Here is a 25704-nt window from a genome sequence, read left to right as displayed (position 1 = left end):
CCGAAAAACTTTCAGATGCAAGATCGAAAATAATAAATTACACAGAAGAACGATAGTGAATTTTGCAAAGAAAGGAGAAGGTATATGGCTGTCTCTTTTGATTATTCCAATGCATTACCGTTTATGAAAGAGAGTGAGCTGGAGCATTTAAGTGAATTTGTCAAAGTCGCTCATCATATGCTTCATGAAAAGAAAGGACCGGGATCTGATTTTCTTGGTTGGGTGGATTGGCCGATTCGCTATGATAAAGACGAATTTGTGAGAATTCAACAAGCTGCTGAAAGAATTCGCAATCATTCAGATGCTCTTGTTGTTATCGGCATCGGCGGATCTTATTTAGGTGCAAGGGCAGCTATTGAAGCGTTGTCCCATACTTTTCATAACCAAATGAATGATACGACGCAAATTTATTTCGCCGGTCAGAATATCAGCTCTACTTATCTATCTCATTTATTCGATGTGTTAGAAGGAAAAGAGCTGTCTATCAACGTCATTTCTAAATCGGGAACAACGACAGAGCCTGCCATTGCTTTCCGGATTTTCCGTGATTACATGGAGAAAAAATATGGCAAAGAGGAAGCAAGAAAACGGATTTATGTTACTACCGATCGAGAAAAAGGAGCATTAAAAAAGCTTGCTGATCAAGAAGGATATGAAACTTTTGTTATTCCGGACGATGTGGGCGGGAGATATTCTGTGCTGACAGCAGTCGGCCTGTTGCCAATTGCCGTAGCCGGACTGAATATTGAGCGAATGATGGAAGGAGCAGCATCAGCATATCATAAATATAACACCCCTGATCTTTTGACTAATGAGAGTTATCAGTATGCCGCTGTGCGAAATATTCTCTATCGTAAAGGAAAAGCGATCGAATTATTGGTGAACTATGAGCCATCCCTTCATTACGTATCTGAATGGTGGAAACAACTGTTTGGAGAAAGTGAAGGGAAAGATCAGAAAGGACTCTTTCCTGCATCTGTTGACTTTACAACTGATTTGCATTCGATGGGGCAATATGTTCAGGAAGGCCGCCGGAATCTGATCGAAACGGTGCTGCAGGTCAAAAAACCGCAAATCGAGCTAACGATCCAAGAAGATCCAGAAAATATCGATGGATTGAACTTCTTGGCCGGCAAGACATTGGATGAAGTGAATAAAAAAGCTTTCCAAGGTACGCTGTTAGCCCATGTAGACGGTGGAGTACCGAACTTAATTGTTGAACTGGATGAAATGAATGAATATACATTTGGCGAAATGGTATACTTTTTCGAAAAGGCTTGCGGCATCAGCGGACATTTACTAGGAGTGAACCCGTTTGATCAGCCGGGAGTGGAAGCTTACAAGAAAAATATGTTTGCCTTGCTTGGCAAGCCGGGTTTGAAGCTGAAAAAGCGGCTCTCATGAAGCGGTTATCTAAATAACGTTTTCTTACATGTTCTCTCTAAATGGGGAATTTTAGGTATACGAATCCTGCAGTTGTATCCAATTTAGGAAGATAACTTCTTTTTTCTGTCCTATAGTTCGCTACCACGGGGGAAAATAGACGAGGCTGACCCATAAGTGTCTGAGCTCACGCGTATTCCATCTGTTTTGTTGCGGGGTCTGACACTTTGCTTTTGGGCCAGCCTCATTATATCTCAATTATAGTTCATAAATTTGTTATGTAGGGAATTCCTCTTGTGATAGATTCATTTAAGCAGGATGTTGCATTTTTTTATTGAAAGGTGTCGCTGGTTAGAGCTACTAATCGAATTTTATTTCTAATATTTTTCATCAGCAATTTCTTCATGTTCTTTATCTAGCACTTCACTCGTAATTCATTTTATCCGGTCTCGGTTAATTCCATAGGGCTGATTTTGTACGTTTTGTCAACCTCTCTTATGTCTTCTAATATTCATTTTCCCTTTTCATCCCAAAACGAATCACCAACTTTTTAAAGGTGAATCATCTGTAATTTGAAAATTATCGCTATACTCATTTTCTGAACACTGAATCGTTACATTAACATAATTTACAAATATTTAAAACATTTTCAATTATTTAACAATCATTTACATTGAGTTAATTAACATTTTCTTTTTTGCTTAATATAATCAAGTTGTAATCAAGTTGTCAATTCATCAAAAAATTTTGAAAGGGGATAATAAATTTATGGACCGCCGTTTATTCTTAAAATATGTAGGAAGTAGTACTGCGGCGTTAGTTGCAGCATCATCCGGAATTGAAGCGTTAACAAATAAAGCTAGTGCCATGACAGCAAACCATTTAATGAATGGTCAAACGAAAGGAATAGGTAAGCGACTTACAGCACCTTTCAAACCTGTTAGTCGTACATGGGAAAATGATCTAGTTCTACCTGAAGGGTATAGATACAATATTATTGCTTCATACGGAGATGTAATTAACTCAAAAGGCGAAAAATTTGGCGATTCAGCCGATCTTACTGTTTACTTTCCAATCGATAGCTTGGAAGGCGGCAACAATTCAGAAGAGGGATTAATCTGGGTTAACCACGAATTCCCTGAACCAGAAAACTATATGAAAATACTGGGAATTGACCCAAGTAAATTTAATAAATCCAATCTTTCAAACTATCCTGAATTATTAAAAATGGAAAAAGAAGCTGTTGGCGGTTCTGTTATTCGTGTAAAGAAAGAAAAAGGCGAATGGAAATTGGTGAAAGATGATAAATATAACCGTCGTGTAGATGGGAATACCGTTATCACTCTAACTGGTCCCGCAAGAGGGAGCACAGCTGTAAAAGGAGCAACAAAAGTTATAGGGACACTTGGAAACTGTAGCGGTGGAAGAACTCTTTGGGATACAGTTCTGTCCTGTGAAGAGAATACATATTATGGTGATGATTATGGGTGGCCTAATTTCATAGATGAGCATTATGGCTGGGTAGTTGAAGTTGACCCATTTAATCCAAATGCACCAGTACGAAAGCATACCGCGTTGGGACGCTTTGCTCATGAAAATACAGCAATGGGATTAACAAAAGACGGCAGAGTTGTTGTTTATATGGGTGATGACAAAGGCGATGCATTTTTCTATAAATTTATTAGCAAAAAGAAATATAACGGAAATAAACGTGAAGAAAATTTTGATATTTTAGAAAGTGGAACATTGTATGTAGCAGACCTTGAAAAACAACAGTGGATTGCGCTTGACTACGAAACAAATAAAGATTTGCAAAACTATGAAAAAGACGGTAAAAAATTCTTCACTAGCCAGGCTGACGTGTTAACTTATGCCCGTGAGGCAGGCATTGCCGTGAAAGCAACACCTTTAGATCGTCCAGAGGATGTGGAAATCCATCCTTATGATGGAAGTGTATTTTTATCCTTAACAAACAATTCTAAACACGGAAATTTCCACGGTCAAATTATTCGTTTTATACCTGCTGAAGGTGATCATGGGAGTGAGAAATTTACTTTTGAAGTATTTGTTGCCGGCGGACGTCAAAGCGGCATCACTTGCCCTGACAATCTTCATTTTGACAGCGAAGGAAATCTTTGGGTTGTGGAAGATTTCCATGCTACTGAAGACAACGTGTATGCGGCTTTTAAAAACTGCGGAGTTTTCATGATTCCAACGGACGGTAAAAACTACGGGGAACCGTTCCAATTTGCATCAGGCCCAAGAGGATGCGAAGTGACTGGTCCATGGTTCACACCTGATGAGCGTACTTTATTTTTAGATGTGCAGCATCCTGCTACATGGAATCCGTATCCTGGATATGATTTTGGACGTTCTTGTTTAGTAGCTGTACAAGGTGAAAGCTTTAAATAATTAAAAACTTTTAAGCAAATTAACAAAGTAGTTGACTTAAGTGAAGCTATAAAATATTAAATATGAATTTAAGTTAAAAAACAAGAAAATTAATCTTTTTTAAAAGAAAAGAGGGTGTCTCGTAAGGGTCTGATCTCACGGGCGTTTCACAATATATCGCTTATTTATCCGGCATCCCTATATTGTGTTGTGGGGTCTGACCTTTGGCTTTGAGACAGCCTCTTCAGCTTATTTAGCATAGTGAGTAGCACCTCAGGCTGATTTCGGTTTGTACAAACATGTTAAGAAAGCTTTAAAGATGCAATTCGTGCAATCTCAATAAGTGAAAATGTTAGGCTATATTTGTTTGTCATTATATTGTTTAATTGTCTTTTTCAAAAGAAGAAAGGATTAAAAAATGCAATAGGAGGTCTATTTAAATGTTGCAAAATATAGGGATTCCTGGTTTAATACTTATTCTTGTCATCGCCTTAATCATTTTCGGCCCATCAAAATTGCCGGAAATTGGACGTGCGTTTGGTACAACACTAAGGGAATTTAAAAAATCGACACGAGAATTAGTTTCTGATGATGAGCCGAACAAAGGACAAACGAATAATAAAAAAGAGGAAAAAACAATTTAGTCCCAACGAATTTAGGAAGATGTAAGTAGTTAGTTCATGCTTGCATCTTTTTTTGATAAAAGGGGGGGTAACGATGGAAAATCGCGATATGGATCTTATTGGTCATTTAGAAGAATTGCGTAAACGGCTCATAATTACAGTTGGTGCTTTTATACTTTTGTTCATTCTCTCTCTCGTTTATGTGCGAAATATTTATAACTGGCTTGTTCAGGACTTGCCGGTGAAGCTAGCCATTCTAGGACCTAGTGATATACTATGGGTATATTTGATGTTAGCCAGCGTGATCGCCATTGCAGGAACGATACCAATCGCTGCACATCAAATTTGGCTTTTCGTTCGACCGGCATTAAAAGAACATGAGCGAAGAGTAACTTTGGCTTACATTCCAGCTCTATTCATCCTTTTTATATCAGGAGTATGCTTCGGTTATTTTGTCATTTTCCCATTCGTATTTAAGTTCCTTCTTTCTTTGTCGGAAGACATGTTTATGACTTTCTTCACAACAGAAAAATATTTTCGTTTTATGATTCGTATGACTCTTCCATTCGGATTTTTATTCGAACTTCCGGTGGTTATCATGTTCCTGACAAGCCTTGGGGTCTTGAATCCTTTCCGATTGCAACAAATTAGGAAGTATGCTTATTTTGGTTTAGTCTTGACTGCGGTTTTAATAACTCCCCCGGATTTTCTGTCGGACGTTTTAGTTATTATCCCATTGTTGTTTCTATATGAGTGTAGTGTTTTATTATCGAAGATCGTTTATCAACGAAAACACGAAACTAATATAAATGACTCAACTTTCGCAGTTAAAAATTGATGAATGCTCCCTTATAGGATGGGTTTCTTCGCTTGATGTTGAAAAAATTCGTCTAAAAACAGAAAGACACCTCTTTTTTTGGTAAACTATTGGTGACAAAACCAAAGAAAGAAAGGTGTCGCCATTATGATAACGAAAAAAGAGTGCTTTGCGTATTACCAAAAGAAATCAAACATGGTTTTTCTGAATTAAATATTTGGAAACAAATATTACGAATGCTTGTGGATATTCATATTTATCGATTTTTAAGCTGCTTTTTCTTCTCATTTTTCCATATAAAAACCTGGCTTCATGCCTTCCAAAGCAAAAAAGCTGTCGATTTACTAGGAAAAGATACCATTTATCGTTTTTTGAACTTGTTTGCGTACAACTGGTAAGATTTTTTGCTGTCTCTTAGCTCAGAGATGACTCGTCGGATGAAACAAACGATTTGGAATCATCGGCTCATCGTGTTTATTATGGATGATTCCATTTATTCTCGTCACTGCAGCGAAGATAATGAAACAACTCAAATGAAGATACTTCATAAAACTATTTGTCACAGAGAAGCGTTGGCTATTTTGAGGAGGGTAAAACGGAACAGAAGGCGAAACACTTTCATTCTAGAATTTATTAAGTAAATGGGTGGGGGAACGGAGAATGAAAGCATTTCGTATATCGTGGCATGCCATTATTGAGGATGGAAGTGTGTTGGATGGACGAAGCCTTATATATGCTGATTCTGAGGAGAAAGCAGTCGAACATTTAATCATTCAAAAGGCAAAAGAATATCGCATAAAGCATGAATGGATACGAATCGAGACAGTAACAGAGATCCCTAACCTTCAAACAGATGAAACATAATTACTAGTTTTTTACAAAATAATACACAAACGTGAAAGAAACAATCAAAAAAGAAATATACAAATTCACAGTCTTTATCTGCATTATTTACCATAATAAAAATATCAACATTCTTATAAAAATGAGGCTGACCATAAACAACAAAGCGTCAGCCTCTTCTCTATTACTGATTACGGTTTTTGTTTTGGCGAATCCCGGCTGCTTGAGCCCGTGCTCTTGCTTCTAAGTCTTCATGATCAGCGAGTTCTTGTGAATATTCTACATCTAAGCCGTCAGATTTTAAATTTTTTGGAACTTGCGGAAGAGTCGCTTTGTTTTTATCGCGTGTTCTTTGTCCTCGAGATCTTCCCATGACGAATGCCTCCTAAATCATAATATGAATCAGTGAGATTCATTAAATAGGATGGCAGTGTATGGGCAAATCATAAGTGGAAGTATTCGGTTAATGCCTTGATTTTTTTGCCGTATAGCCGCCGGCTTGGTCTGCTAATTTAAAATCGCGGGAGTATGTCATTTCCTGTGCCCTTGTTAATGTACTCTTTATTTTATCGCGTTTCTTTTTCTCAGCCATACATAACACCCTCCCTTTTTCAAAATTTAACTATCCACATTGTTGACCAATTGTTCTTGTCTTATTCAAAGAAAACGAGGCTGACCCTAAAGCAGAGTGTGAGACCCGACAACTATCCATATATAGTGCATTAAACCGGATAAGAACACTATATATATGATAGATGTGCGTGAGGTCAGACACTTATGAGCCAGCCCCGTGTAAATTATGCTTCTTTCCGTTGCGGTTCCTCAATGGCAGAAGGACAGCGCATTGTGTAAAGCGTATAATTATCTTTTGAAATTTCGTATAAATTATAAATATCTTCACCGTTATTAATTTGTTCTAACAAATGTTTTCTTGTTTCATTCGCTAATGTTACGTAAGGCAATTTTTCAGCTGCTTTGGTTGAGCGAATATTGACTTTGCGAATACGCATAAAAATCGTCTCAATCGAGAGTTCAAAAAATAACTCTTTAAAAAATGCATCTTTCGCACGCTGGTTATATCCTTTGCCATGATAAGGTTTTCCGAGCCATGTTCCTAAAAAACCAGCATTGTCCTGTATGTCAAACAAATTAATCGTACCGATCGGATTTCCCCATTCGTCCAAAATCGTACGAGAAATGAGTTCGCCGCGTTCCTCTGCTTCAATTGTTTGCTTTGTAATAAACAAAAATTCTTCATATGAGTTCGCTTTATGGCGCACAAAAGGGAAGACCTCCGGGTGCACCATCAGCTCGTATAAAGCGTGGCAGTCTTGAAGATCACGTTTTTTTAGTATCATATTTCCCTCCTATTCTGAGGGCAGTTCATCGCAGGTAAACCACCCTCGAAATTTTTTAATTTATTCAAATCAAAAAATTTCGGGGTGGGAATCGAACCCACTAGAACCAGCGTGATTGCTGGTGGCGCACCATTTGCCTTCCCTTCACATTTATGATCAATATCGAATTGTATTTTAAAAACAGTCTATTCCATCTTACTCGAAATGAGAAAAAAAAGAAATAGTTTTTTTGTTAAATTTTTGTGTAGATAATTTCCCCATTTACCATTGTTAGGAGCGGTTTGGCTAAATAGTGAAAAGGATGATGGTTCCATAAGACAATGTCTGCGTCTTTTCCAGGTTCTAAGCTGCCGATTCGGTGTTCTACTCCTAAATTGCGGGCCGGGAGAATCGTAATTCCTTCAAGCGCTTTTTGCTCACTTAATCCTTCGCGGACAGCAATCGAAGCACAAATGTTTAAATATTGAATTGGGGTATAAGGGTGATCAGTGGTAATGGAAACTTCCAGTCCGATATCGTTAAGAATTTTATACGTCTCCCAGCTTTTGTTTTTTAACTCGACTTTTGAGCGTCTTGTTAGTGTTGGACCCACGGAGACTTTTAAGTTTTTTCCCTTCAGTTCTTCTACGATTAGATGGCCTTCTGTGCAGTGTTCAATGCGCAGATCTAAATCAAATTCTTCGGCAAAGCGAATGGCAGAAATAATATCGTCAGCACGATGGGCATGAATGCGCACGGGAATTTCCCGCTTTAATGCTTGAATAATGGGAATGACACGAAAATCATCCATATTGCCGCAATATTTTGCTTTATAAAAGGCTTCACGCAGCATCCCCATAATTCCCATGCGGGTAATCGATTCTTTGTTTCCGTGGCTGTGAATCCGCTTCGGATTTTCACCAAGAGCAATTTTCAGTCCTGCTGTTTCACGGATAACCATTTTTGATACATTTTTTCCATAAGTTTTAATGACTGATGTCGTTCCGCCGATCACATTGGCGCTTCCCGGCATAATATGAACGGCCGTAATGCCATGAGTAATCGCATCGTGAAAACCAGGATCAAGAGGATAAACGCTGTCCATTGCCCGGGTATGAGGGGTTATCGCCTCAATCGTTTCATTTGCATCGTTTCCTGCCCAACCAGTCCCTTCATCATATAAACCTAAATGAGTATGCACATCAATAAATCCAGGAAGCAAATATTTTTCAGAACAATCAATGATTTTCGTATCTGCATCTGTTTCAAGCTGATGTCCTATTTTTTTTATTTTCCCATTTTCGACAAGCAAATCACCGTTTTTTACAGGTTCTGACGTAATTGGATAGATGGTTGCGTTTTTAAATAATATTTTCTTCATTGCAAACTCCCTTACTATTCTTAAAATTCATTAACTACGATTGTAATATGTCGTAAAGCGCTTCTTCAAGAGAAGAAAAGGAAAAATTAAACCCGAATTTTTGCAGTTTTTCCGGCCGTACGTTTTGTCCTTCAAGGACAAGCATACTCATTTCGCCAAGCAGCAGTCTTAAGGCAAAGTCAGGAACAGGAAGCCAATGAGGCCGATGCAAAACTTTGGCGATGGTTTGGCCAAATTCCTTCATTTTTGTTGGATGCGGCGCGGTAATATTAACAGCACCAGAGATATTTTGGTTATTTAATATAAATTCGATGGAACGAACGACATCTTTGATATGAACCCACGAGAGCCATTGATCTCCAGAGCCGACTGTGCCGCCGATGAAAAGCTTGTATGGCAATACGATTCGCGGCAGCGCCCCTTCTTCTTTGCCGAGAATCATACCGAAGCGGGCCAATACGGTACGAATCCCTAATTGTTCCGCTTTTTTCGCTTCTTCTTCCCATACGATGACTGTACGGGCAAGAAAGTCGCTGCCTGTTTTCGTACTTGATTCTGTAAAAACCTCATTCCACGATGTTCCATAAATGCCGATGGCGCTGGCATTAATCAGTACTTGCGGCTTTTTATCTAGTTTTCTGATTAACTCAAGTACAGCTCTTGTTGCTGATAAACGACTGTTGATAATTCTCTGCTTTTGCCTTTCTGTCCAACGGCCGCTGTTAATGGGCTCGCCGGCTAAATTAATGAAGGCATCGATGGAGGAAATGTATTTTTCAGGCTGACTTTCCGGCGTCAGCCATTCAATATAATGAATGCGGTCATTTGTTGAGGCACGTGGCTTTCTTGTTAATATATAAATGTCATGTCCTTGTTTTTTGAGGTAACTTGTTAAGGCTTTTCCAACAAAGCCCGTTCCGCCGGCAATGGCAATTTTCATCTTTCATCACCTGTCTATTTTATTTTTATGTTATGTATTTCTTTTTTTGTTAAGGAAATTCCTTTTTTAAATGTGCTACGATACGTAATGAGGTGTTGTTGATGGCTTTGATTACAAAAATTACGACACAAAAAGATAATCATGAACGTTTTAACGTGTATATTGACCGTGGAAAAGGGGAAGAGTTTGCCTTTAGTGTTGACCAGGATGTGTTAATTAAATTTCAATTAAAAAAAGGGAAAGTAATTGATGAACTTGATATTCAGCAGATTTTATATGAAGATGATGTAAAAAAAGCGTATAATACCGCCTTGCGCTTTCTTGCCCATCGCATGCGCTCAGAAAAAGAAGTGGCGGATTATTTGCGGAAAAGAGGGATTTTGGAGCCGGTTATTCGCGAAGTGTTTCATAAGCTGCGCGAATATAATTACGTCAATGATAAAGAGTTTGCCGACGCTTATGTGCGCACACAAAAAAATACAACAGCGAAAGGACCGGAAGTTATCCGTCAGGAACTTTATGATAAGGGTATTTCGGAGCCGCTCATCAATGAAGCGCTTGAACAGTTTACCCTTGAAGAACAGCTTGCGACCGCAGGAAAGTTATATGAAAAAGCGAAAAGGCAAAATAAGAAATTTTCTTCGCAACAATGGAAACAACATATTGAGCAATTGCTGCGCCGCAAAGGTTTTTCATGGGAGATCATTCAACAAGTAATGAGCGAAAAAGGAAATGAGACAGATGAACAAGAAGAATGGGAAGCGCTTGAATACCACGGGCGGAAGGCGCATCGGCGCTACGAAAAATACGAAGGATTTATGTATGAACAAAAGATGAAACAAGCTCTTTACCGTAAAGGATTTTCGATGGAGATGATTGAACAATTTTTGCAACGTTTAAAGGAAGACCAGGACTGACGCCAAAAAGCAAAGGTCAGACCCCACACAACACAATATATAAGACATAACATTGGATAAATGAACTGATATATTGTCAAATAAGCGTGAGGTCAGACACTTATCGGTCAGCACTGAATAATAATCTCAGGCTGGCCGTTGTCTTCGGCAATGATTTGCCGCGCTACTTCTTTTGCAGAGCGCAGGCGCGTGCGGTCTTTAATATGATCGGTTCCTTCCCAAAACGGCGTATCCATTCCGCCCATATAGACAGCGGTAACGGAGATATTTGTATGTTCCAGTTCTTTCACAAGGCTCTCGCTAAAACCTCTAACAGCAAATTTGCTTGCAACATAGACGGATTCGTTTACTTTGCCTCTTAGGCCGGCAGTAGAAATAATATTAAGAATTTTTGCTTTTGGAATGGTATGAAAGTATAGTAAAAATGCTTTTGTCATAAAAATCGTGCCTTTTACGTTTGTTTCAATCATATCATGAATTTGCTCCGCGGTAAGCGATGTGAACGGTCCGAAATAGCCTACGCCGGCATTATTAATCAAACAAGTCACTTGATGGTGTTTCAGAATCTCCGCTACGGTTGCTTTAACGTTTTCGTAATTGCGGATATCGATCGTATAGCTGAATGCGTTTCCGCCGCGTTGTTCAATTTCCTGTTGTACAGCTAAAAGAGGATCGAGGCGTCTGCCTGTTAAGATGATTGTATTTCCTTGTTCGGCATACTCGAGAGCCAGTTCTTTGCCCAATCCAGTGCCGGCACCGGTAATGACGATTGTTTCCATGTTTCATCTCTCCATTTTATAAAAATCGTTCGCATCTTATTGTACCTCAGTTTGCTTTTGTTTGAAAAAAATATTTCTAATATAATTAAAGAAAAGGGGGAGACAAATGTGAGAGAAATTCACCAGCAAAAGCGTTACAGCGAAATGACGGAGTATGAATTAAAGCAAGAAATTGCCGAATTGACAGAGAAAGCGCGCAAAGCGGAACAAATGGGAATCGTTAATGAATTTGCTGTGTATGAACGGAAAATTGCCATGGCCAAAGCGTATTTGTTAAATCCCGAAGATTTCAAACCGGGGGAGATATATGAAATTGTCGGGGATCCCGGCTCTTTTTTCAAAATTAAATATTTAAACGGAGTATTCGCCTGGGGGTATCGTTTAAACGGAAATGGCGAGGAAGAAGCATTACCAATTTCTATGCTTGCAAAATAGAAAAAGAAACCAGAGAAGTAAAATCTCTGGTTTCTCTAATGTTAAGAACGCTTCCTTGTTTCATATTCAAGGATAATCAAATCCTGCGTTTGTTGTGTTTCGCCATTTACTTGTGCATGGGCGTGTTTCGGATTTGCCCACGGTTGTTGAAAAGGATTGGAATAAAGGTTATCATAAAACTTCTTTCTTGAATTTCGGCCCATGACAAAACACCTCCAATGGTGTGTAACAATGATTAAAATTGATCGGCTCGTTCACCGGAGGCGCGCATTCGTTCCTGCGGATGAGTGTTGGTTGTCCCATCTGCACGTTTTGAGGAATATTCAGCTTTCGCGCGCGGCTCTCCTTCAAACTTGTTATTGTTTTGATTCGGAAAAGCTCGTTCTTTGTTCCGCATTGCTGTATCCCCCTTTCGTTTTGTTTTTGTAAGCGCCCATTGAGTAACGTTTTTAGCTGAAATGCTCGTGTTGAGGAACAACACGTATTTTTATTATTAAGAAGTTTGTTCGCGCTTATGTGTTCAAATATTGGCATTCGAGGTGAATAAAAGATGGTGGACATGAACGATTATTTTGAACGATTAACGAATTATTTGCTTGAAAAAAATCAATCATTAGCTTATGCACAAGCGCGTACATGGGTAGAACTGTTATGGGAAGATTTTGAAACAACGTATGCGCGGGCTGGTTACTCATACAAAGGGAAAGAGTTGACGGAGAAGGTTGTACGAGAGTGGATTGATCAGTATGGAGCGCATTTGCATGAGTTTACAACGAATAATCCGAAATATAAACATTTACTTAATCAAGAGGATTATCCGAAGCATTAATGGCTGGCTTTAAAGCCAAGTGTCAAATCTCAAGAACATTACTTGAAAGCAAGGAGAATGCGTGAGATCAGACACTTATCGGTCAGCCTCTCAAAAATAGGGTTCAGACTGGGTCTGAGCCCTATTTTGCTGAGCTGGGAAATTGAAAAAACTGAAGAGCTTTTAATTTGGGATTAATTCAAGTTTTTTTCGTAATTTTCCTTCGCTGAAAATCCAACCTGTATAAGAGCTGACAATGTTTAAATCAAGGTCGAGCTGAACGACGGCAACAAACGGATAGTAGCCTTTGCTGCGATAACGCAAGTCGGTAAAACGAACTTCATAATGGTTGCTATATTCGTTAACCTCCCAATGGTATACGGGAGAAAAAGATAAAAAGGCAGATAAATTGTCATCTTTTTTAGCCGCTTCAATAATTGGTGTATTTGGCACGGGACATTTTTCAAAAGTGTCTAAAATCGAAATCTTTCCATATTTTGCGCGCGCTACATAAAAATATTTTTTGGCAGTAATCGCTAAATGCCACTCATTGTAGCGAATCGTTGGCACGATAATAATCTCTTCTACATCGGGAATAAGTTTATGGACCGCTTCTTTTATGTTAAGTTGCTGGCGAAAACGTACGATATAATATCCCGCTAATATGATGTAAATCAATAAAAATGTGTATCCGGGATGCGTACCGGCAAAGACAGCGGCAATTCCCACAATATGCATCACAAAAATGAATGGATCAAATGTGTTAATAAGCCCAAGAGCAACCCATTTTTTTGTAAAAGGGCGCAATGCTTGCGTTCCATAAGCATTAAAAATGTCGACAAAGACGTGAAGAATGACGGCAATGAATGTCCACATCCATAAATGAAGCCAATTTACTTCGGGATAAAAGTAGTATATGATCCCGCTAATAAGCAACGGCCATAAGAACACAGCAGGAATGGAATGTGTGATTCCGCGGTGATTGCGAATATATTTTGCATTATTTTTTAGTTTTAAAATAGTATCCAAATCAGGTGCCTGTGAACCTGCCAATGTACCAATTAATATGGCTTCTGCCAGCATGGGGTCTTGGGCAACGATCGGATCTAGTGTTGCCATGCTGCCTAAAGCAATCCCCATCACAATATGCGTTCCTGTATCCAATCAAGGGACCCCCTTCATCGTTTTCAGTCATTAGTATACCCACGCTCTTGATGGAAGATTGGATCGCGGGAATTTTTGATTTTATAGAATGTACACCTTTATACAATATGTTGAATAGGAACAATAAATGCAACGTTCACAATCAATGAAATCATGTGCTGACTTCCTCTGTACTGTCAGTTTATCACAGCTGCTGTTCCTTTGCGAGGCGGAGTTCGAACAAATAAAGCAGCGCAACGAACACCTTATAAACCAAATTTTCCTGTTCGACCCCGGCGTGTCGTGCTGGTTTATCGTAAATAAAAGCAAGGATGATCAATAAAGAAAAGTGCCAGATCCCACAACACTATAGGACATTATGAGGCAGTTTCTTTTTGTCCATGAAGCTAAACAGAGGATGTTAATAATAGGATTCTGTTTATCCGGGCATGGGTCTTTCAATATGTTACAAAACCAGATTTGAGCTATATAAAAAATAACAAGAATAATTATTATTTTTTATTTTTTCACTATTTTGATGTTTATTATAAAATAATTATATAAAACGTCCCGAAAAGATATTGCTGCTGTGCGGAGATTGCATAGAGGGCATGATGAGAACGGAAGGATGGGGCATATAAGGAAAGTAAAGAGAGAAAGGAGTTTTTGCTATGTCTAAAAAAGAGGCTGCTTTTAATGAACTGGTGCGAAAAGTTCGCAAGGATCTATTTGGAAAAGGACCGGAGCGCATAAAAACATACTTTGTAGAAAATATCGCGATTACGATTTTACAGGGAAATTTGACGCCGACAGAAAAATTCATCGCCAGATCGCCGGAAGGAAAGGAAATGGTACACACAGCGCGCACGCGCATGATTCAAGAAGTGTATGCGCAGCAGGTGCCGGATGGAATGGAAGAGTTGGCCGGATCGAAGCTTGTTCATTTGTTTTCTGACATTAAAATTGAAGAGGATATTGCTGTTTCGGTATTTTTATTTGAAAAAAAGATTGAAGATTGATATTACTAAGTAGTGCTAGAAGAAAAATGGATATTGTTTCGAATACGCTTTCATGTTATCATAAAAACAAACTCTATACGGAGAAGGCTTGACTGTGCAATGCTATTGTCAGACAAGCTTTCTAATATGCATAGAAGCGAAGCGTTGGTTTTATCGCAGCCGGGCTGTGTTGAAACTACCGCCACTTTTCTGCGCGTACGGGTTGTTCCGTGCCGAAGGAATGTGGCGGTTTTGTTTTTTATGAAGATTGGCTGCACTTGTCCCTGTAATAATAGGACTTGTGAACTGATTGAGGCTGATTTCGTCTGTATGAAACAAAGGGGGGGGAACAAATGAAAAATCGTTGGTTAATCGCTTTATCAGCAGTAGGAATTCACATTTCCATCGGCTCTGTTTATGCGTGGAGCAATTTTACAACACCTTTAATGGACACCTTCGGCTGGTCAGCGAAGCAAGTTCAATTCACATTCAGTTTAGCGATCTTGTTTTTAGGTCTTTCAGCTGCTTTTATGGGGCACTTTGTTGAGAAGCACGGTCCAAGAAAATCAGGACTTGTAGCAGCAACATTCTTTGGAGTTGGGATTTTCGGTTCAGGATTTGCCGTTAATGCGGAGTCGCTTACATTGTTATACTTATTTTATGGAGTATTAGGCGGCATTGGGCTTGGAGTAGGTTATATAGCACCCGTTTCAACTCTTGTTAGGTGGTTCCCGGATCGAAGAGGCCTTGCAACAGGTCTTGCCATCATGGGATTTGGATTTGCCGCAGCCATTGCTAGTCCGATTATGAATAAATTAATCGGGTCAGTTGGCATTGCAAATACATTCTTTATTCTTGGAGCATCCTATTTTGTTATCATGGTGCTTTCTTCTCTATACTTAGAGAAGCCACCTGAAGGTTGGTTGCCGAAAGGGTTCTCTGCAACTGGCAACGGAAAAGGCAAAAAAGTCATACAAGATTTGGCTCAATTAACGGCAAATGAGGCGATTAAAACAAGAAGATTCTATTATTTGTGGTTAATGCTTTTTATTAATGTAACGTGTGGAATCGCTGTCATTTCTGCAATGAAACCTTTAGCTGTAGAAAGTATTGGTTTAACGACAGAAGCAGCTGCAGCACTAGTGGGTGCTTTAGGTATTGCCAATGGACTTGGCCGTATCGGTTGGGCAACTATTTCTGATTACATAGGAAGACCAAACACATACACCGCGTTCTTCGTATTACAAATCCCAATTTTCTTCTTGTTACCAACGGTTACAAGTAAATTCATTTACGGCATTATGGTTGTGATTGTTTACGCTTGTTACGGCGGCGGCTTCGCTTCTATTCCAGCCTATATTGGCGATCTTTTCGGAACAAAACAATTAGGGGCTATTCACGGATACATCCTAACAGCTTGGTCTGCTGCCGGGCTAGCAGGTCCATTGTTTGCAGCCTATATTAAAGATAAAACTGGAAGTTATGCTGGAAGCTTAACCTTCTTTGCGGGCCTATTTGTTATAGCTTTGGTTGTTTCTTTATTGGTACGCATTGATATTCGTCAATTACAAGAGAAAAACGCACAATCTGTATATCCATCAATGGCGGGAGAAAACGCACAGTTTAAATAAGTTGTCTTTGGCTGAATCGTTAAAAAATCTATGCTGAAAGAGGTTGTCTCAAAAGCAACAATTCAGACTCCGCAATCGTAATAATATAACATTGCATAAAATATGATCGATTACGCGCGAAGTCAGCCCCTTGTGAGACAGCCTCTATTCACGATATATATGAACGATTGGAAAAGCTGGTTCAAACCGAGTTACTTTGTATTCCAGCATGGATGGCTGTTTTGGGTTTTGTTTTAAAAGAGAAAAAGCAAAGGGGAGTAGGGGAGGTGTGATTGCTTGAAACCCAATAAAATTTATCGTAATGTGATTCGATATTCCAAAGGAGAAATCCAACATGTAAATGATCTGATTGTAACGGAATATCCTGTAACGATTAAAGTCAATAAAGAAGAGTTGGCAACGTTAGTTTGTACACCTGAATATATTCAGGACATGGTAATTGGCTTTTTAGCGTCAGAGGGGATTATTCGCAGCGTTTCTGAAATTAAAGAGTTTTGGATGGATGAAAAGGAAGGATTTGTGCATGTCACTTTACCGTCATTTAATGAACTGTATCAAAAATTCAGATCGAAACGCTATATTACGTCTTGTTGCGGCATGAGCAGACAAGGCTTTTACTTTTTTAACGATGTGAAAACCGTGAAGTACATGTCAGATACAACGCTTGAACTTTCGTTTGATGATTGTTTTCGTCTCATGAAGGAAATGCAGGAATCCGCTTCAACGTTTAAAGATACAGGCGGAGTGCATAATGCTGCCCTATGTGACAAAAACGGCATTATTTTATCTCGAATGGACATTGGCCGTCACAATGCTTTAGATAAAATCTATGGGTATTGCCTTCAACATGACATTTCATTGGATGATAAAGTCATTGTCTTTAGTGGACGTATTTCTTCTGAAATTTTATTAAAAGTTTCAAAAATTGGATGCAGTGTTGTATTATCCAAATCTGCTCCTACGGAATTGGCTCTGCAATTGGCAGAAGAACTTGGCATCACAACAGTTGGATTTATTCGGGGCGATAATTTAAATGTCTATACACATCCTCATCGCATTAAAGAGTTAAAGGGTTGATCACATTTTCAGCAAAACAATGGCAAGTCGTTTTTTCCAGAATGGTTTCGTTCATCAAAACGGTGCTCTATAGCGTAGGAATAAAAAATAAGGGAGTGATTGGAATGGGATCTACCAAACATCCAGGACCAATGAAGAAAACATTAATGCCTGCACCAAAACATTGGGTAAGCCCGATTCCGTTTGGACTTGGAAAAGTGAAACCGAAACATATTCGTGATACGATGAAAATTATTTGGGAAAACAGAGATAACTTAGGATATGCAACAAATATCATTACAAAAGGGGTTTGCGATGGTTGTGCCCTTGGTGTGGCTGGACTTCAGGATCAGACATTAAAAGGTCCGCACCTTTGCACAACCCGCTTAAATTTGCTTCGTTTAAACACGATGCCTGCGATCAAGCCTGAAATTCTTCATGCGGATATTGATGAACTTCGCAAATATGACAGCACTCAGCTTCGCAGACTAGGAAGAATACCATATCCGCTTATTCGTCGCAAAGGAGAGCGTAAATTTTCCCGTATTACTTGGGATGAAGCATTGGATATCATTGCGGATAAAATGAAAAAACTTGATCCAAAGCAATATGCGTTTTATTTGACTTCTCGCGGGATTACGAATGAAACCTATTATGTCGCAGGGAAAGTTGCCCGTTTCCTGGGAACGAATAACATTGACAATGCTTCCCGGATTTGTCACTCGCCAAGTAAAACAGCATTAAAACGTTCAGTTGGTGTAGGGGCTTCTACTTGTAATTATCAAGATTGGATTGGAACGGATGTTATATTATTCTGGGGAAGTGTGGCTTCCAACGCTTCACCTGTTTCTACAAAATATATGTTGGAAGCAAAGAAAAGAGGGACCAAAATCATTGTGGTTAATCCTTACAAGGAACCTGCGATGGAAAAGTATTGGATTCCTTCGAATATTGAATCCGCCTTGTTTGGAACGAAATTAGCCGACGATTTCTACCAAGTCAATATCGGCGGAGACATTGCGTTTATGTATGGAATTATGAAGCACTGGTTTGACATGGAAGAAAAAGAATATGGTTCTGCCATTAACCATGAATTTGTAAAAGAACATGTAAATGGTTACGAGGAATTAAAGGCAAAAGCACAATCCTACTCTTGGGATAAGATTGTTGAATCTTCCGGAATTTCTAAAGAGCGAATCATTGAACTGGCAGAATTTTTGGCAAAAGCTAAAAATGCGGTATATGTTTGGGCGCTTGGTTTAACGATGCATTCTTTTGCAACAGATAACATTTCCCAAGTGGCAAACCTTGCCCTTCTTCGCGGCCACTTGGGACGCAAATACAACGGACTGATGCCGCTCCGTGGCCATTCTTCGGTTCAAGGAAGCGGAGAAATGGGAGCGGACCCATTTTCACTTCCTGGCGGAGATTTTTATGGAGATAACATTAAGCGTATTGAAGAACTGTGGGGATTTGAACTGCCAAAATGGCAAGGAGATGTCGTTGGAGTAACCCTCGAAAACATCTTGCTTCCTGAGGACCATGAACGCAAAATCAAGCTTTATTATATGTCCGGCGGAAACTTCTTGGAAACAATGCCTGATCCGCACTTTGTGGAAAAAGCATTATCTGAATTGGAAATCCGTGTTCATCAGGATATTATTTTAAATACATCAACGTTATTGGACGCCAAAGAAGCGGTTATTGTTCTTCCTGCGAAAACTCGTTATGAGCAGGAAGGCGGCGGAACTTCGACTTCTACGGAACGTATGGTGTATTTCTCTCCTGAAATTGAAGGAAATAAAAATAAAATTGCAGAAGCCCGTGCGGAATGGAAAATCTATATTGATTTAGCGAAACGTGTGAAACCTGAAACCGCTCATTTGGTTGATTTTAAAGACGCTCAAGAAATTCGAAATGAAATTGCAAAAGCAAATCCAAACTATGATGGAATTCAACATTTGAAAAAAGCAGGAGATGTATTCCAATGGGGAGGAGCATGGCTTTGTGAAGGCGGTATTTGCCCAACTCCTGACGGAAGGGGAAATTTAATTCCTGTTGATATTCCTGATTTGAACAAACAGCCTGGAGACTTTTATATTACAACGAGACGCGGCAAGCAATTTAACTCCATGGTCTTTAAAGAAACGGATCCATTTAATGGAGCAGATCGTTATGATGTATTAATGAATCCAGAAGATGCAAAGGAATTAAGGATTCAAGAAGGAGAAAGTATTGTCGTTTACAATCAATACGGAGTGTTCCAAGGGCGTGCCAAATTTGCCGATATTGCCAGAGGAAATTTAGGTGTCCATTTCCCTGAAGGAAACTTCCTTCTGCCAAAAGGCCGTTATGAGCAATACGCGATGATTCCTGATTACAGCATTGCCGTAAAAGTAGAAAGAGCTGATCGCTTCACTGCACGTAAAGATGTTCAATACTTGGAAAAGCACATTGAAGATGACGAATTGAACCCGCCGGCGTAAGACATAAAAAGCTGTCCCATAAGCGTCTGACCTCGCTAACACTTATATATGGTGTTGTGGGGAGGAACGCTTGGGACAGTCTTTTTTATTACATCAAGTTAGTATCTCACTTGGCAGGCGGATATATTTCTTCAGAATAAATGAAGCTGTCATGTAAAAGGATTGAATAACTCAATTTGGCAAAGTATCTTCCTTTGGATAAAATCAGATATTTTTTGTGGATAATGGTATAATGAACATACATATTGACATCATGGAGGAAACAACGTGAAAGGACAAACATTTATAGAAGGATTTGCTGTTGAGGCGTTTCAGCGCGATTTAATCAGCTGGTTTGCAAAAGAACAGCGCGATTTGCCTTGGCGGAAAGATAATGATCCATACAAAGTATGGGTATCGGAAATCATGTTGCAGCAAACGAGAGTAGATACGGTCATACCATATTTTAATCGTTTTATTGAACAATTTCCTACGCTGGAAGCGTTAGCGGAAGCAGACGAGGAAAAAGTGTTAAAAGCTTGGGAAGGGCTTGGATACTATTCGCGTGTGCGCAATTTGCATGCGGCGGTAAAGGAAGTAAAAGAGACATATGGCGGAAGAGTGCCGAATACAGTAGAAGAATTTTCAAAGCTGAAAGGTGTTGGACCTTATACGACGGGGGCGGTGTTAAGCATTGCCTACGGAATTCCCGAGCCGGCAGTAGACGGGAATGTGATGCGCGTATTGTCGCGGATTTTTTTAGTATGGGAAGATATTGCAAAGGCAGGAACGAGAAAGGTTTTTGAAGAAATTGTAAGACAAATTATTTCTCATGATAACCCGTCTTATTTTAATCAAGCGTTAATGGAATTAGGGGCGTTAATTTGTGTTCCCGGCAGGCCGTCCTGTCTGCTTTGCCCTGTTCAAGCCCATTGCCGTGCTTTCCGTAAAGGTGTTCAGTCTGAGCTCCCGGTAAAAACAAAGAAGGGGAAAACAAAAGAAGTACAAATAAGCGCAGCTGTTTTAGAAAATGAAGAAGGAAAAATATTAATTCATAAACGGCCAAACGAGGGATTATTAGCGAACTTATGGGAGTTTCCAAACTGCGAAACACCGTTAACGTCGGAAAATCCAAAAGAGCAATTAACGAATTTTTTACGGACTCAATACGGGATTGAAGCAAAACTGGCACAACCGTTTGCTACGATTCAACACGTCTTTTCCCATTTAATTTGGAACATTGTCGTTTACCAAGGTAAAATCATTGGTGATATCGAGGAAACAGAGAGACTGAAACTAGTCGACAAACAAGAAATCGAAAACTACGCCTTCCCTGTCTCCCATCAGCGCATTTGGGGTCTGACCCCCGATGCGTTAAAGCGTTAAAGTGTTTGGTGGGGAATTCCCCACCAAATGTTAGTCAAAAGAAACGTGTGTGCCATGTGTGTAATCGGCTTCGTTTCGCTTTAACCCGCCGCGCGCTTCGATTTCTTCAATAATCTCGCGATGGATTGTTTGTCCCTCGACGTTTAGATAGGGAGTGATTTGTTGAAATGAATGATGAAAAAAGGCAAGTTCGCTATCTTTCCATTCTGACTTTGGAATCATTGAGAGTTCTGTCATATCACGTCCAACGTACATGAGCATTTCCTCCTTTTTCCTATAGTTTGAAAAAGGCGGGATATATTTATACATAAAAAGGGGAATGAAATATGAACAAAGAAAAGGTAGCTGTTGTAACAGGAAGCAGCCGGGGAATCGGCAAAGCCATTGCTCTTCGTTTAGCAGAAGAAGGGTATGATATTGTTGTAAACTATGCACGCAGCAAGGAGGCAGCGCTGCAAACAGCAAAAGAGATTGAAGCGTTAGGCAGAAAAGCGCTTGTGATAAAAGCAAATGTAGGAAAAGTAGAAAAAATTAAGGAAATGTTTGCCCAAATTGATGAAGTATTCGGGCGGGTTGATGTTTTGATTAATAATGCTGCATCAGGTGTGCTCCGCCCGGCGATGGAATTAGAAGAATCGCATTGGGATTGGACAATGGATATTAACAGTAAAGCATTGCTGTTTTGCGCTCAAGAAGCAGCGAAGCGAATGGAGAAAGTCGGCGGGGGGAAAATTGTCAGCATTAGCTCGCTCGGTTCTATCCGCTATTTAGAAAATTATACAGCTGTTGGTGTTTCCAAAGCAGCGCTTGAATCATTGACACGCTATTTAGCGGTTGAGTTAGCACCAAAAAACATTTCTGTTAATGCTGTTTCTGGCGGTGCTGTTGATACGGATGCTTTGAAACACTTTCCAAACCGCGATGAACTTCTGGTGGATGCGATAGCGAAAACTCCGGCTGGACGAATGATAGAGCCGAAAGACATGGTTCATACAGTGATGTTCCTTTTATCAGAAGAGGCAGAGATGATTCGCGGACAAACGATTATTGTTGATGGAGGAAGATCGTTACTTTTATAATTTTTTTGGATAGAGCAGTCACCTCCTGGGTACATTAAATTCCGTGGAGGTGATAACGATGGCTAATCAACCAAACAAATCAGCAGCAGGTACGAACATTCAAAAAGTAAAACAACAAAACGCGCAATCTGCACAAGCGGGTGCTGCAGGTCAATTCGGTACAGAATTTGCAGCTGAAACAAATGTGCAAGAAGTAAAACAACAAAACGCACAAGCAGAAGCTCGCAAATCACAAAATTCAAGCAAATAACAAAAAAGCGGCATTCCTTTTTTACCGGTAAGGAGTGCCGCTTTTTTTTTTTTTTACATTAGCATTCCAAAATATTCTTTCGACAAAATTTACTATTGCTCTACATATGTAGTCAAAGGAAAAAAAGTTTTCCTCCCGAATTGAATATATAGTCACATAGGCTGGGGGGATGGATTGTGGAACAGTTTGAGCGGCTGGTAAGGGAACAGTTAAAAACAATGGACCAACTTTTATTTCTTCAAGAAGAACTGGAGAGATGCCAAGCAATTGAAGAAGAATTAATTAAGCTGCAGAATAAGACGAAGCTGCGCTCGATTCAAGATGAAATAAGCGCAATGAAAAAACAGCTGCGGGAAATTCAACAAATATTTGAAAAGCAAACAGAAGAGGTGATTCAATCTTACCAACGAGCTCAACACAAATTTGACGGGGCTGGCCGAAAAGTGTCTAATCTCACGCGAAATCCGTAACACATAGCGTTCTTATTTAAAGTGAATATTGTGGTTGTGGAGGGCTGACACTTTGCTTTATGGTCAGCCTCTTTTATTTGTGAACAAAATCATTCAGTAGACTTCTTTTGGAATGGTTTTAAATTGCATATCGAACCGTTATAATAGTAAGAAAAGCGTCCGAATGAAAGTAGGGGAGAAATATGACAGCTTATCCTGTTGAAGGAAAAATCATTCAAATACATAGCTATAAACATAACGGTTCGATTCATCGCATATGGGCGGAAACAGTTGTACTTAAAGGGACGCAAAACTATATTATCGGTGCCAATGATCGTACAGTTGTGACAGAAGCCGATGGACGAAAATGGATTACGCGGGAACCGGCGATTTGCTTTTTTCACTCTCGATGTTGGTTTAACATTATTGGCATGATTCGCGACGATGGAGTGTATTACTATTGCAATATCAGCTCTCCGTTCGTATGGGACGGGGAAGCGTTAAAATATATTGACTATGATTTAGATTTAAAAGTATTTCCCGATATGACTTATATGCTTCTTGATGAAGATGAATACGAGCGACATCGTCAAGAAATGAATTATCCCACCGTTATTGATCGAATTTTAAAAAATCATGTTGAAAAATTAATCAGCTGGGTTCAGCAGCGGAAAGGTCCATTTGCTCCCGATTTTATTGATACGTGGTATGAAAAATTTTTAGCTTACCGAAAGTAAATAGGCAGATGAAGCAAAAAAGCCTGTTGCTGCACTTTACAACAGGTTTTTATGCTTTTAGGGGGGATTGTTCTGAATAATATTTATCGTTATTTGCAATTTGTCCGTCCATATAAATGGCAGGTCATTGCTACCATTGTGATCGGCATTATAAAATTTATTATTCCGCTCTTAATTCCGATGATGCTGAAGTATGTTGTTGATGATATTATCGGCAACAAGAAGCTGAGCGTCGATGAAAAGGTGGCACATTTATGGATCGTTTTAGCGATCATGTTATTGGTTTTTGTTGTTTTGCGTCCCGTTGTTGAATATTATCGACAATATTTTGCGCAGTGGACAGGAAGCAAAGTGCTATATGATATTCGTGCTCAATTGTTCGCCCATATGCAAAAGCTAAGCTTTCATTACTATGCCAATCATCGCGCCGGTGAGATTATTTCGCGCGTCATCAATGATGTAGAGCAGACGAAAAATTTTGTGATTACAGGACTTATGAATCTTTGGCTCGATATGGCAACGATTGTGATTGCGATTGCGATTATGTTTACAATGGATGTAAAATTAACATTTATTTCTATTATTACCCTTCCTATCTATGCGATTTCCGTAAAATATTTTTTTGGCCGATTAAGAGAACTGACGAAAATCCGCTCTCAAGCGTTGGCTGAGCTTCAAGCGCATTTACATGAAAGGGTTCAAGGCATGCCTATTATTAAAAGCTTTGCGATTGAAGCTTATGAACAACGCCAATTTGATAAGCAAAATCGTCATTTTTTAACAAAGGCTCTTGAGCATACGAGTTGGAACGCAAAAGCTTTTTCTGTAGTAAACACGATTACGGATATTGCACCGATTATCGTGATTAGTTACGCAGGCTATGAGGTGGTACGTGGAAATTTAACGCTTGGCACCATGGTTGCATTTGTCGGTTATATTGAACGGTTGTACAATCCGTTGCGTCGTCTTGTTAATTCTTCAACGACTTTAACGCAGTCGTTTGCTTCCATGGATCGTCTTTTTGAATTTATGGATGAAAAATATGATATTAAAGACAAGCAAGATGCAATTGAGTGTAAGAATATAGAGGGAAATATTGTATTTGAAAATGTCTCGTTTGCTTATGAACAGAATGCAGAGCCTGTTTTGCACAATATTTCGTTACACATCAAAAAAGGGGAAACGGTCGCTTTTGTCGGTATGAGCGGCGGCGGAAAATCGACATTAGTCAGCTTAATTCCGAGATTTTATGATGTGACAAGCGGCCGCATCCTGCTTGACGGGATCGATATTCGCGATTTTAAAGTCCGGAGCTTGCGTGATAAGATCGGCATGGTATTTCAAGACAGTATTTTATTTAGCGATTCGATAAAAGAAAATATTTTGCTCGGCAAGCCGGACGCAACCGATGAAGAGGTGATTGCTGCCGCTAAGGCGGCTAACGCTCATGAGTTTATTATGAATCTGCCAAATGGATATGATACGAAAGTCGGTGAGCGGGGGGTTAAGCTGTCGGGGGGACAAAAGCAAAGAATTGCGATTGCCCGTGTGTTTTTAAAAAATCCGCCTTTGTTAATTTTAGATGAAGCGACATCAGCGCTTGATTTAGAAAGTGAGCATTTCATTCAAGAAACGTTGGAACGGCTGGCAAAAAATCGCACAACGTTAATTGTCGCGCATCGTTTATCAACGATTACTCACGCTGATCGCATTGTGTTAATCGAAAACGGGAAAATTGTTGAAAGCGGCACGCATGAAGAGTTGATGAATAAAAAAGGGAGTTATTACAAATTGTTTATGATTCAACAAATCAACGAAGCAGAATGTAAAGGGCAGTCTCATTAAAGTGAGACTGC

27 protein-coding genes and 1 pseudogene are annotated in these 25704 nt (G+C 39.5%); 18 read left to right on the top strand and 10 right to left on the bottom strand.

The features are described 5' to 3' along the window. Positions 1-84: 84 nt before the first annotated feature. From B0I26_RS15665 to B0I26_RS15640, 5 genes and pseudogenes are all read left to right on the top strand, one after another. Positions 85-1421: pseudogene (locus B0I26_RS15665) on the top strand (glucose-6-phosphate isomerase). Positions 1422-2109: 688 nt separating this feature from the next. Continuing rightward, positions 2110-3795: a PhoX family protein gene (locus B0I26_RS15660; protein ID WP_146612821.1), complete on the top strand. Its 1686-nt coding sequence runs from the start codon at positions 2110-2112 to the stop codon at positions 3793-3795. A 419-nt stretch (positions 3796-4214) separates the two neighbouring features. Beyond that, positions 4215-4418 (top strand): twin-arginine translocase TatA/TatE family subunit, encoded by a 204-nt coding sequence (locus tag B0I26_RS15655; RefSeq protein ID WP_111646334.1) that lies wholly within the window; start codon positions 4215-4217, stop codon positions 4416-4418. Between the two features lie 73 nt (positions 4419-4491). After that, positions 4492-5235: a twin-arginine translocase subunit TatC gene (gene tatC, locus B0I26_RS15650; RefSeq protein WP_111646333.1), complete on the top strand. Its 744-nt coding sequence runs from the start codon at positions 4492-4494 to the stop codon at positions 5233-5235. A gap of 639 nt (positions 5236-5874) precedes the next feature. After that, complete coding sequence (locus tag B0I26_RS15640) at positions 5875-6078, top strand: hypothetical protein (RefSeq protein WP_111646331.1); 204 nt, start codon at positions 5875-5877, stop codon at positions 6076-6078. 163 nt (positions 6079-6241) lie between these two features. Here the strand turns inward: B0I26_RS15640 and B0I26_RS15635 are convergent, their stop codons facing one another. The 5 genes from B0I26_RS15635 to B0I26_RS15615 form a co-directional block, all read right to left on the bottom strand. Next, positions 6242-6430, bottom strand: coding sequence for a YfhD family protein (locus B0I26_RS15635; RefSeq protein ID WP_111646330.1), 189 nt, complete (start codon positions 6428-6430; stop codon positions 6242-6244). 90 nt (positions 6431-6520) lie between these two features. Continuing rightward, the gene (locus B0I26_RS15630; RefSeq protein ID WP_111646329.1) at positions 6521-6649 is read right to left on the bottom strand and encodes a YfhE family protein; all 129 of its coding nucleotides are present in this window, start codon (positions 6647-6649) and stop codon (positions 6521-6523) included. Between the two features lie 205 nt (positions 6650-6854). Continuing rightward, on the bottom strand, positions 6855-7412 hold the full coding sequence (locus B0I26_RS15625; RefSeq protein ID WP_111646347.1) for a GNAT family N-acetyltransferase: 558 nt from the start codon (positions 7410-7412) through the stop codon (positions 6855-6857). Between the two features lie 235 nt (positions 7413-7647). After that, positions 7648-8775: an amidohydrolase gene (locus B0I26_RS15620; protein ID WP_111646328.1), complete on the bottom strand. Its 1128-nt coding sequence runs from the start codon at positions 8773-8775 to the stop codon at positions 7648-7650. 34 nt (positions 8776-8809) lie between these two features. Continuing rightward, positions 8810-9715, bottom strand: coding sequence for a TIGR01777 family oxidoreductase (locus tag B0I26_RS15615; protein ID WP_111646327.1), 906 nt, complete (start codon positions 9713-9715; stop codon positions 8810-8812). A gap of 101 nt (positions 9716-9816) precedes the next feature. Between B0I26_RS15615 and recX the strand changes: the two genes are divergently transcribed. Next, positions 9817-10632 (top strand): recombination regulator RecX, encoded by an 816-nt coding sequence (gene recX, locus B0I26_RS15610; protein ID WP_111646326.1) that lies wholly within the window; start codon positions 9817-9819, stop codon positions 10630-10632. Between the two features lie 107 nt (positions 10633-10739). On the opposite strand, the gene B0I26_RS15605 is transcribed toward recX, so the two are convergent. Next, positions 10740-11411, bottom strand: coding sequence for an SDR family NAD(P)-dependent oxidoreductase (locus B0I26_RS15605; RefSeq protein ID WP_111646325.1), 672 nt, complete (start codon positions 11409-11411; stop codon positions 10740-10742). A 117-nt stretch (positions 11412-11528) separates the two neighbouring features. Here B0I26_RS15605 and B0I26_RS15600 point away from each other — a divergent pair, with 117 nt between their 5' ends. After that, a complete protein-coding gene (locus B0I26_RS15600; protein ID WP_409991438.1) occupies positions 11529-11846 on the top strand; it encodes a YfhH family protein in 318 nt (105 codons plus the stop codon). A gap of 41 nt (positions 11847-11887) precedes the next feature. Here B0I26_RS15600 and B0I26_RS15595 read toward each other — a convergent pair whose 3' ends face one another. Beyond that, positions 11888-12049 carry a YpzG family protein gene (locus tag B0I26_RS15595; protein WP_111646324.1) on the bottom strand — a complete coding sequence of 54 codons (162 nt, stop codon included), beginning with the start codon at positions 12047-12049 and terminating at the stop codon, positions 11888-11890. Positions 12050-12081: 32 nt separating this feature from the next. Then, on the bottom strand, positions 12082-12243 hold the full coding sequence (locus tag B0I26_RS15590) for a small, acid-soluble spore protein K (protein ID WP_111646323.1): 162 nt from the start codon (positions 12241-12243) through the stop codon (positions 12082-12084). Positions 12244-12405: 162 nt separating this feature from the next. On the opposite strand from B0I26_RS15590, the gene B0I26_RS15585 reads away from it, so the two are divergent. Next, positions 12406-12675: a YfhJ family protein gene (locus B0I26_RS15585; protein ID WP_111646345.1), complete on the top strand. Its 270-nt coding sequence runs from the start codon at positions 12406-12408 to the stop codon at positions 12673-12675. A gap of 162 nt (positions 12676-12837) precedes the next feature. Here the strand turns inward: B0I26_RS15585 and B0I26_RS15580 are convergent, their stop codons facing one another. Beyond that, on the bottom strand, positions 12838-13818 hold the full coding sequence (locus B0I26_RS15580; RefSeq protein WP_111646322.1) for a metal-dependent hydrolase: 981 nt from the start codon (positions 13816-13818) through the stop codon (positions 12838-12840). Between the two features lie 650 nt (positions 13819-14468). Between B0I26_RS15580 and B0I26_RS15575 the strand changes: the two genes are divergently transcribed. The 5 genes from B0I26_RS15575 to mutY all read left to right on the top strand — a co-directional run bounded on the left by B0I26_RS15575 (position 14469) and on the right by mutY (position 21333). Next, on the top strand, positions 14469-14816 hold the full coding sequence (locus B0I26_RS15575; protein ID WP_111646321.1) for a Na-translocating system protein MpsC family protein: 348 nt from the start codon (positions 14469-14471) through the stop codon (positions 14814-14816). Positions 14817-15148: 332 nt separating this feature from the next. Further along, a complete protein-coding gene (locus B0I26_RS15570) occupies positions 15149-16426 on the top strand; it encodes an L-lactate MFS transporter (RefSeq protein WP_111646320.1) in 1278 nt (425 codons plus the stop codon). A 276-nt stretch (positions 16427-16702) separates the two neighbouring features. Continuing rightward, complete coding sequence (gene fdhD / locus B0I26_RS15565) at positions 16703-17503, top strand: formate dehydrogenase accessory sulfurtransferase FdhD (protein WP_111646319.1); 801 nt, start codon at positions 16703-16705, stop codon at positions 17501-17503. Between the two features lie 104 nt (positions 17504-17607). Next, positions 17608-19968, top strand: coding sequence for an FdhF/YdeP family oxidoreductase (locus B0I26_RS15560; RefSeq protein ID WP_111646344.1), 2361 nt, complete (start codon positions 17608-17610; stop codon positions 19966-19968). Positions 19969-20235: 267 nt separating this feature from the next. Continuing rightward, positions 20236-21333 carry an A/G-specific adenine glycosylase gene (gene mutY, locus B0I26_RS15555; RefSeq protein WP_111646318.1) on the top strand — a complete coding sequence of 366 codons (1098 nt, stop codon included), beginning with the start codon at positions 20236-20238 and terminating at the stop codon, positions 21331-21333. A gap of 30 nt (positions 21334-21363) precedes the next feature. Here the strand turns inward: mutY and B0I26_RS15550 are convergent, their stop codons facing one another. Further along, positions 21364-21588, bottom strand: coding sequence for a cytosolic protein (locus B0I26_RS15550; RefSeq protein ID WP_111646317.1), 225 nt, complete (start codon positions 21586-21588; stop codon positions 21364-21366). Between the two features lie 71 nt (positions 21589-21659). Between B0I26_RS15550 and fabL the strand changes: the two genes are divergently transcribed. The 5 genes from fabL (at position 21660) to B0I26_RS15525 (ending at position 25693) form a co-directional block, all read left to right on the top strand. Continuing rightward, a complete protein-coding gene (fabL, locus tag B0I26_RS15545; protein WP_111646316.1) occupies positions 21660-22412 on the top strand; it encodes an enoyl-[acyl-carrier-protein] reductase FabL in 753 nt (250 codons plus the stop codon). 58 nt (positions 22413-22470) lie between these two features. Next, positions 22471-22662 (top strand): gamma-type small acid-soluble spore protein, encoded by a 192-nt coding sequence (locus tag B0I26_RS15540; RefSeq protein ID WP_111646315.1) that lies wholly within the window; start codon positions 22471-22473, stop codon positions 22660-22662. Positions 22663-22838: 176 nt separating this feature from the next. Next, on the top strand, positions 22839-23132 hold the full coding sequence (locus B0I26_RS15535; RefSeq protein WP_111646314.1) for a YgaB family protein: 294 nt from the start codon (positions 22839-22841) through the stop codon (positions 23130-23132). Positions 23133-23314: 182 nt separating this feature from the next. Then, the gene (ntdP, locus tag B0I26_RS15530; protein WP_111646313.1) at positions 23315-23848 is read left to right on the top strand and encodes a nucleoside tri-diphosphate phosphatase; all 534 of its coding nucleotides are present in this window, start codon (positions 23315-23317) and stop codon (positions 23846-23848) included. Positions 23849-23920: 72 nt separating this feature from the next. Continuing rightward, positions 23921-25693 carry an ABC transporter ATP-binding protein gene (locus tag B0I26_RS15525; protein WP_111646343.1) on the top strand — a complete coding sequence of 591 codons (1773 nt, stop codon included), beginning with the start codon at positions 23921-23923 and terminating at the stop codon, positions 25691-25693. The last annotated feature ends 11 nt before the right edge of the window (positions 25694-25704 follow it).

The sequence above is a fragment of the Paranoxybacillus vitaminiphilus genome, from assembly GCF_003259935.1.
GTDB lineage: Bacteria > Bacillota > Bacilli > Bacillales > Anoxybacillaceae > Paranoxybacillus > Paranoxybacillus vitaminiphilus.
This window is presented reverse-complemented; position numbering and strand designations above follow the sequence as displayed.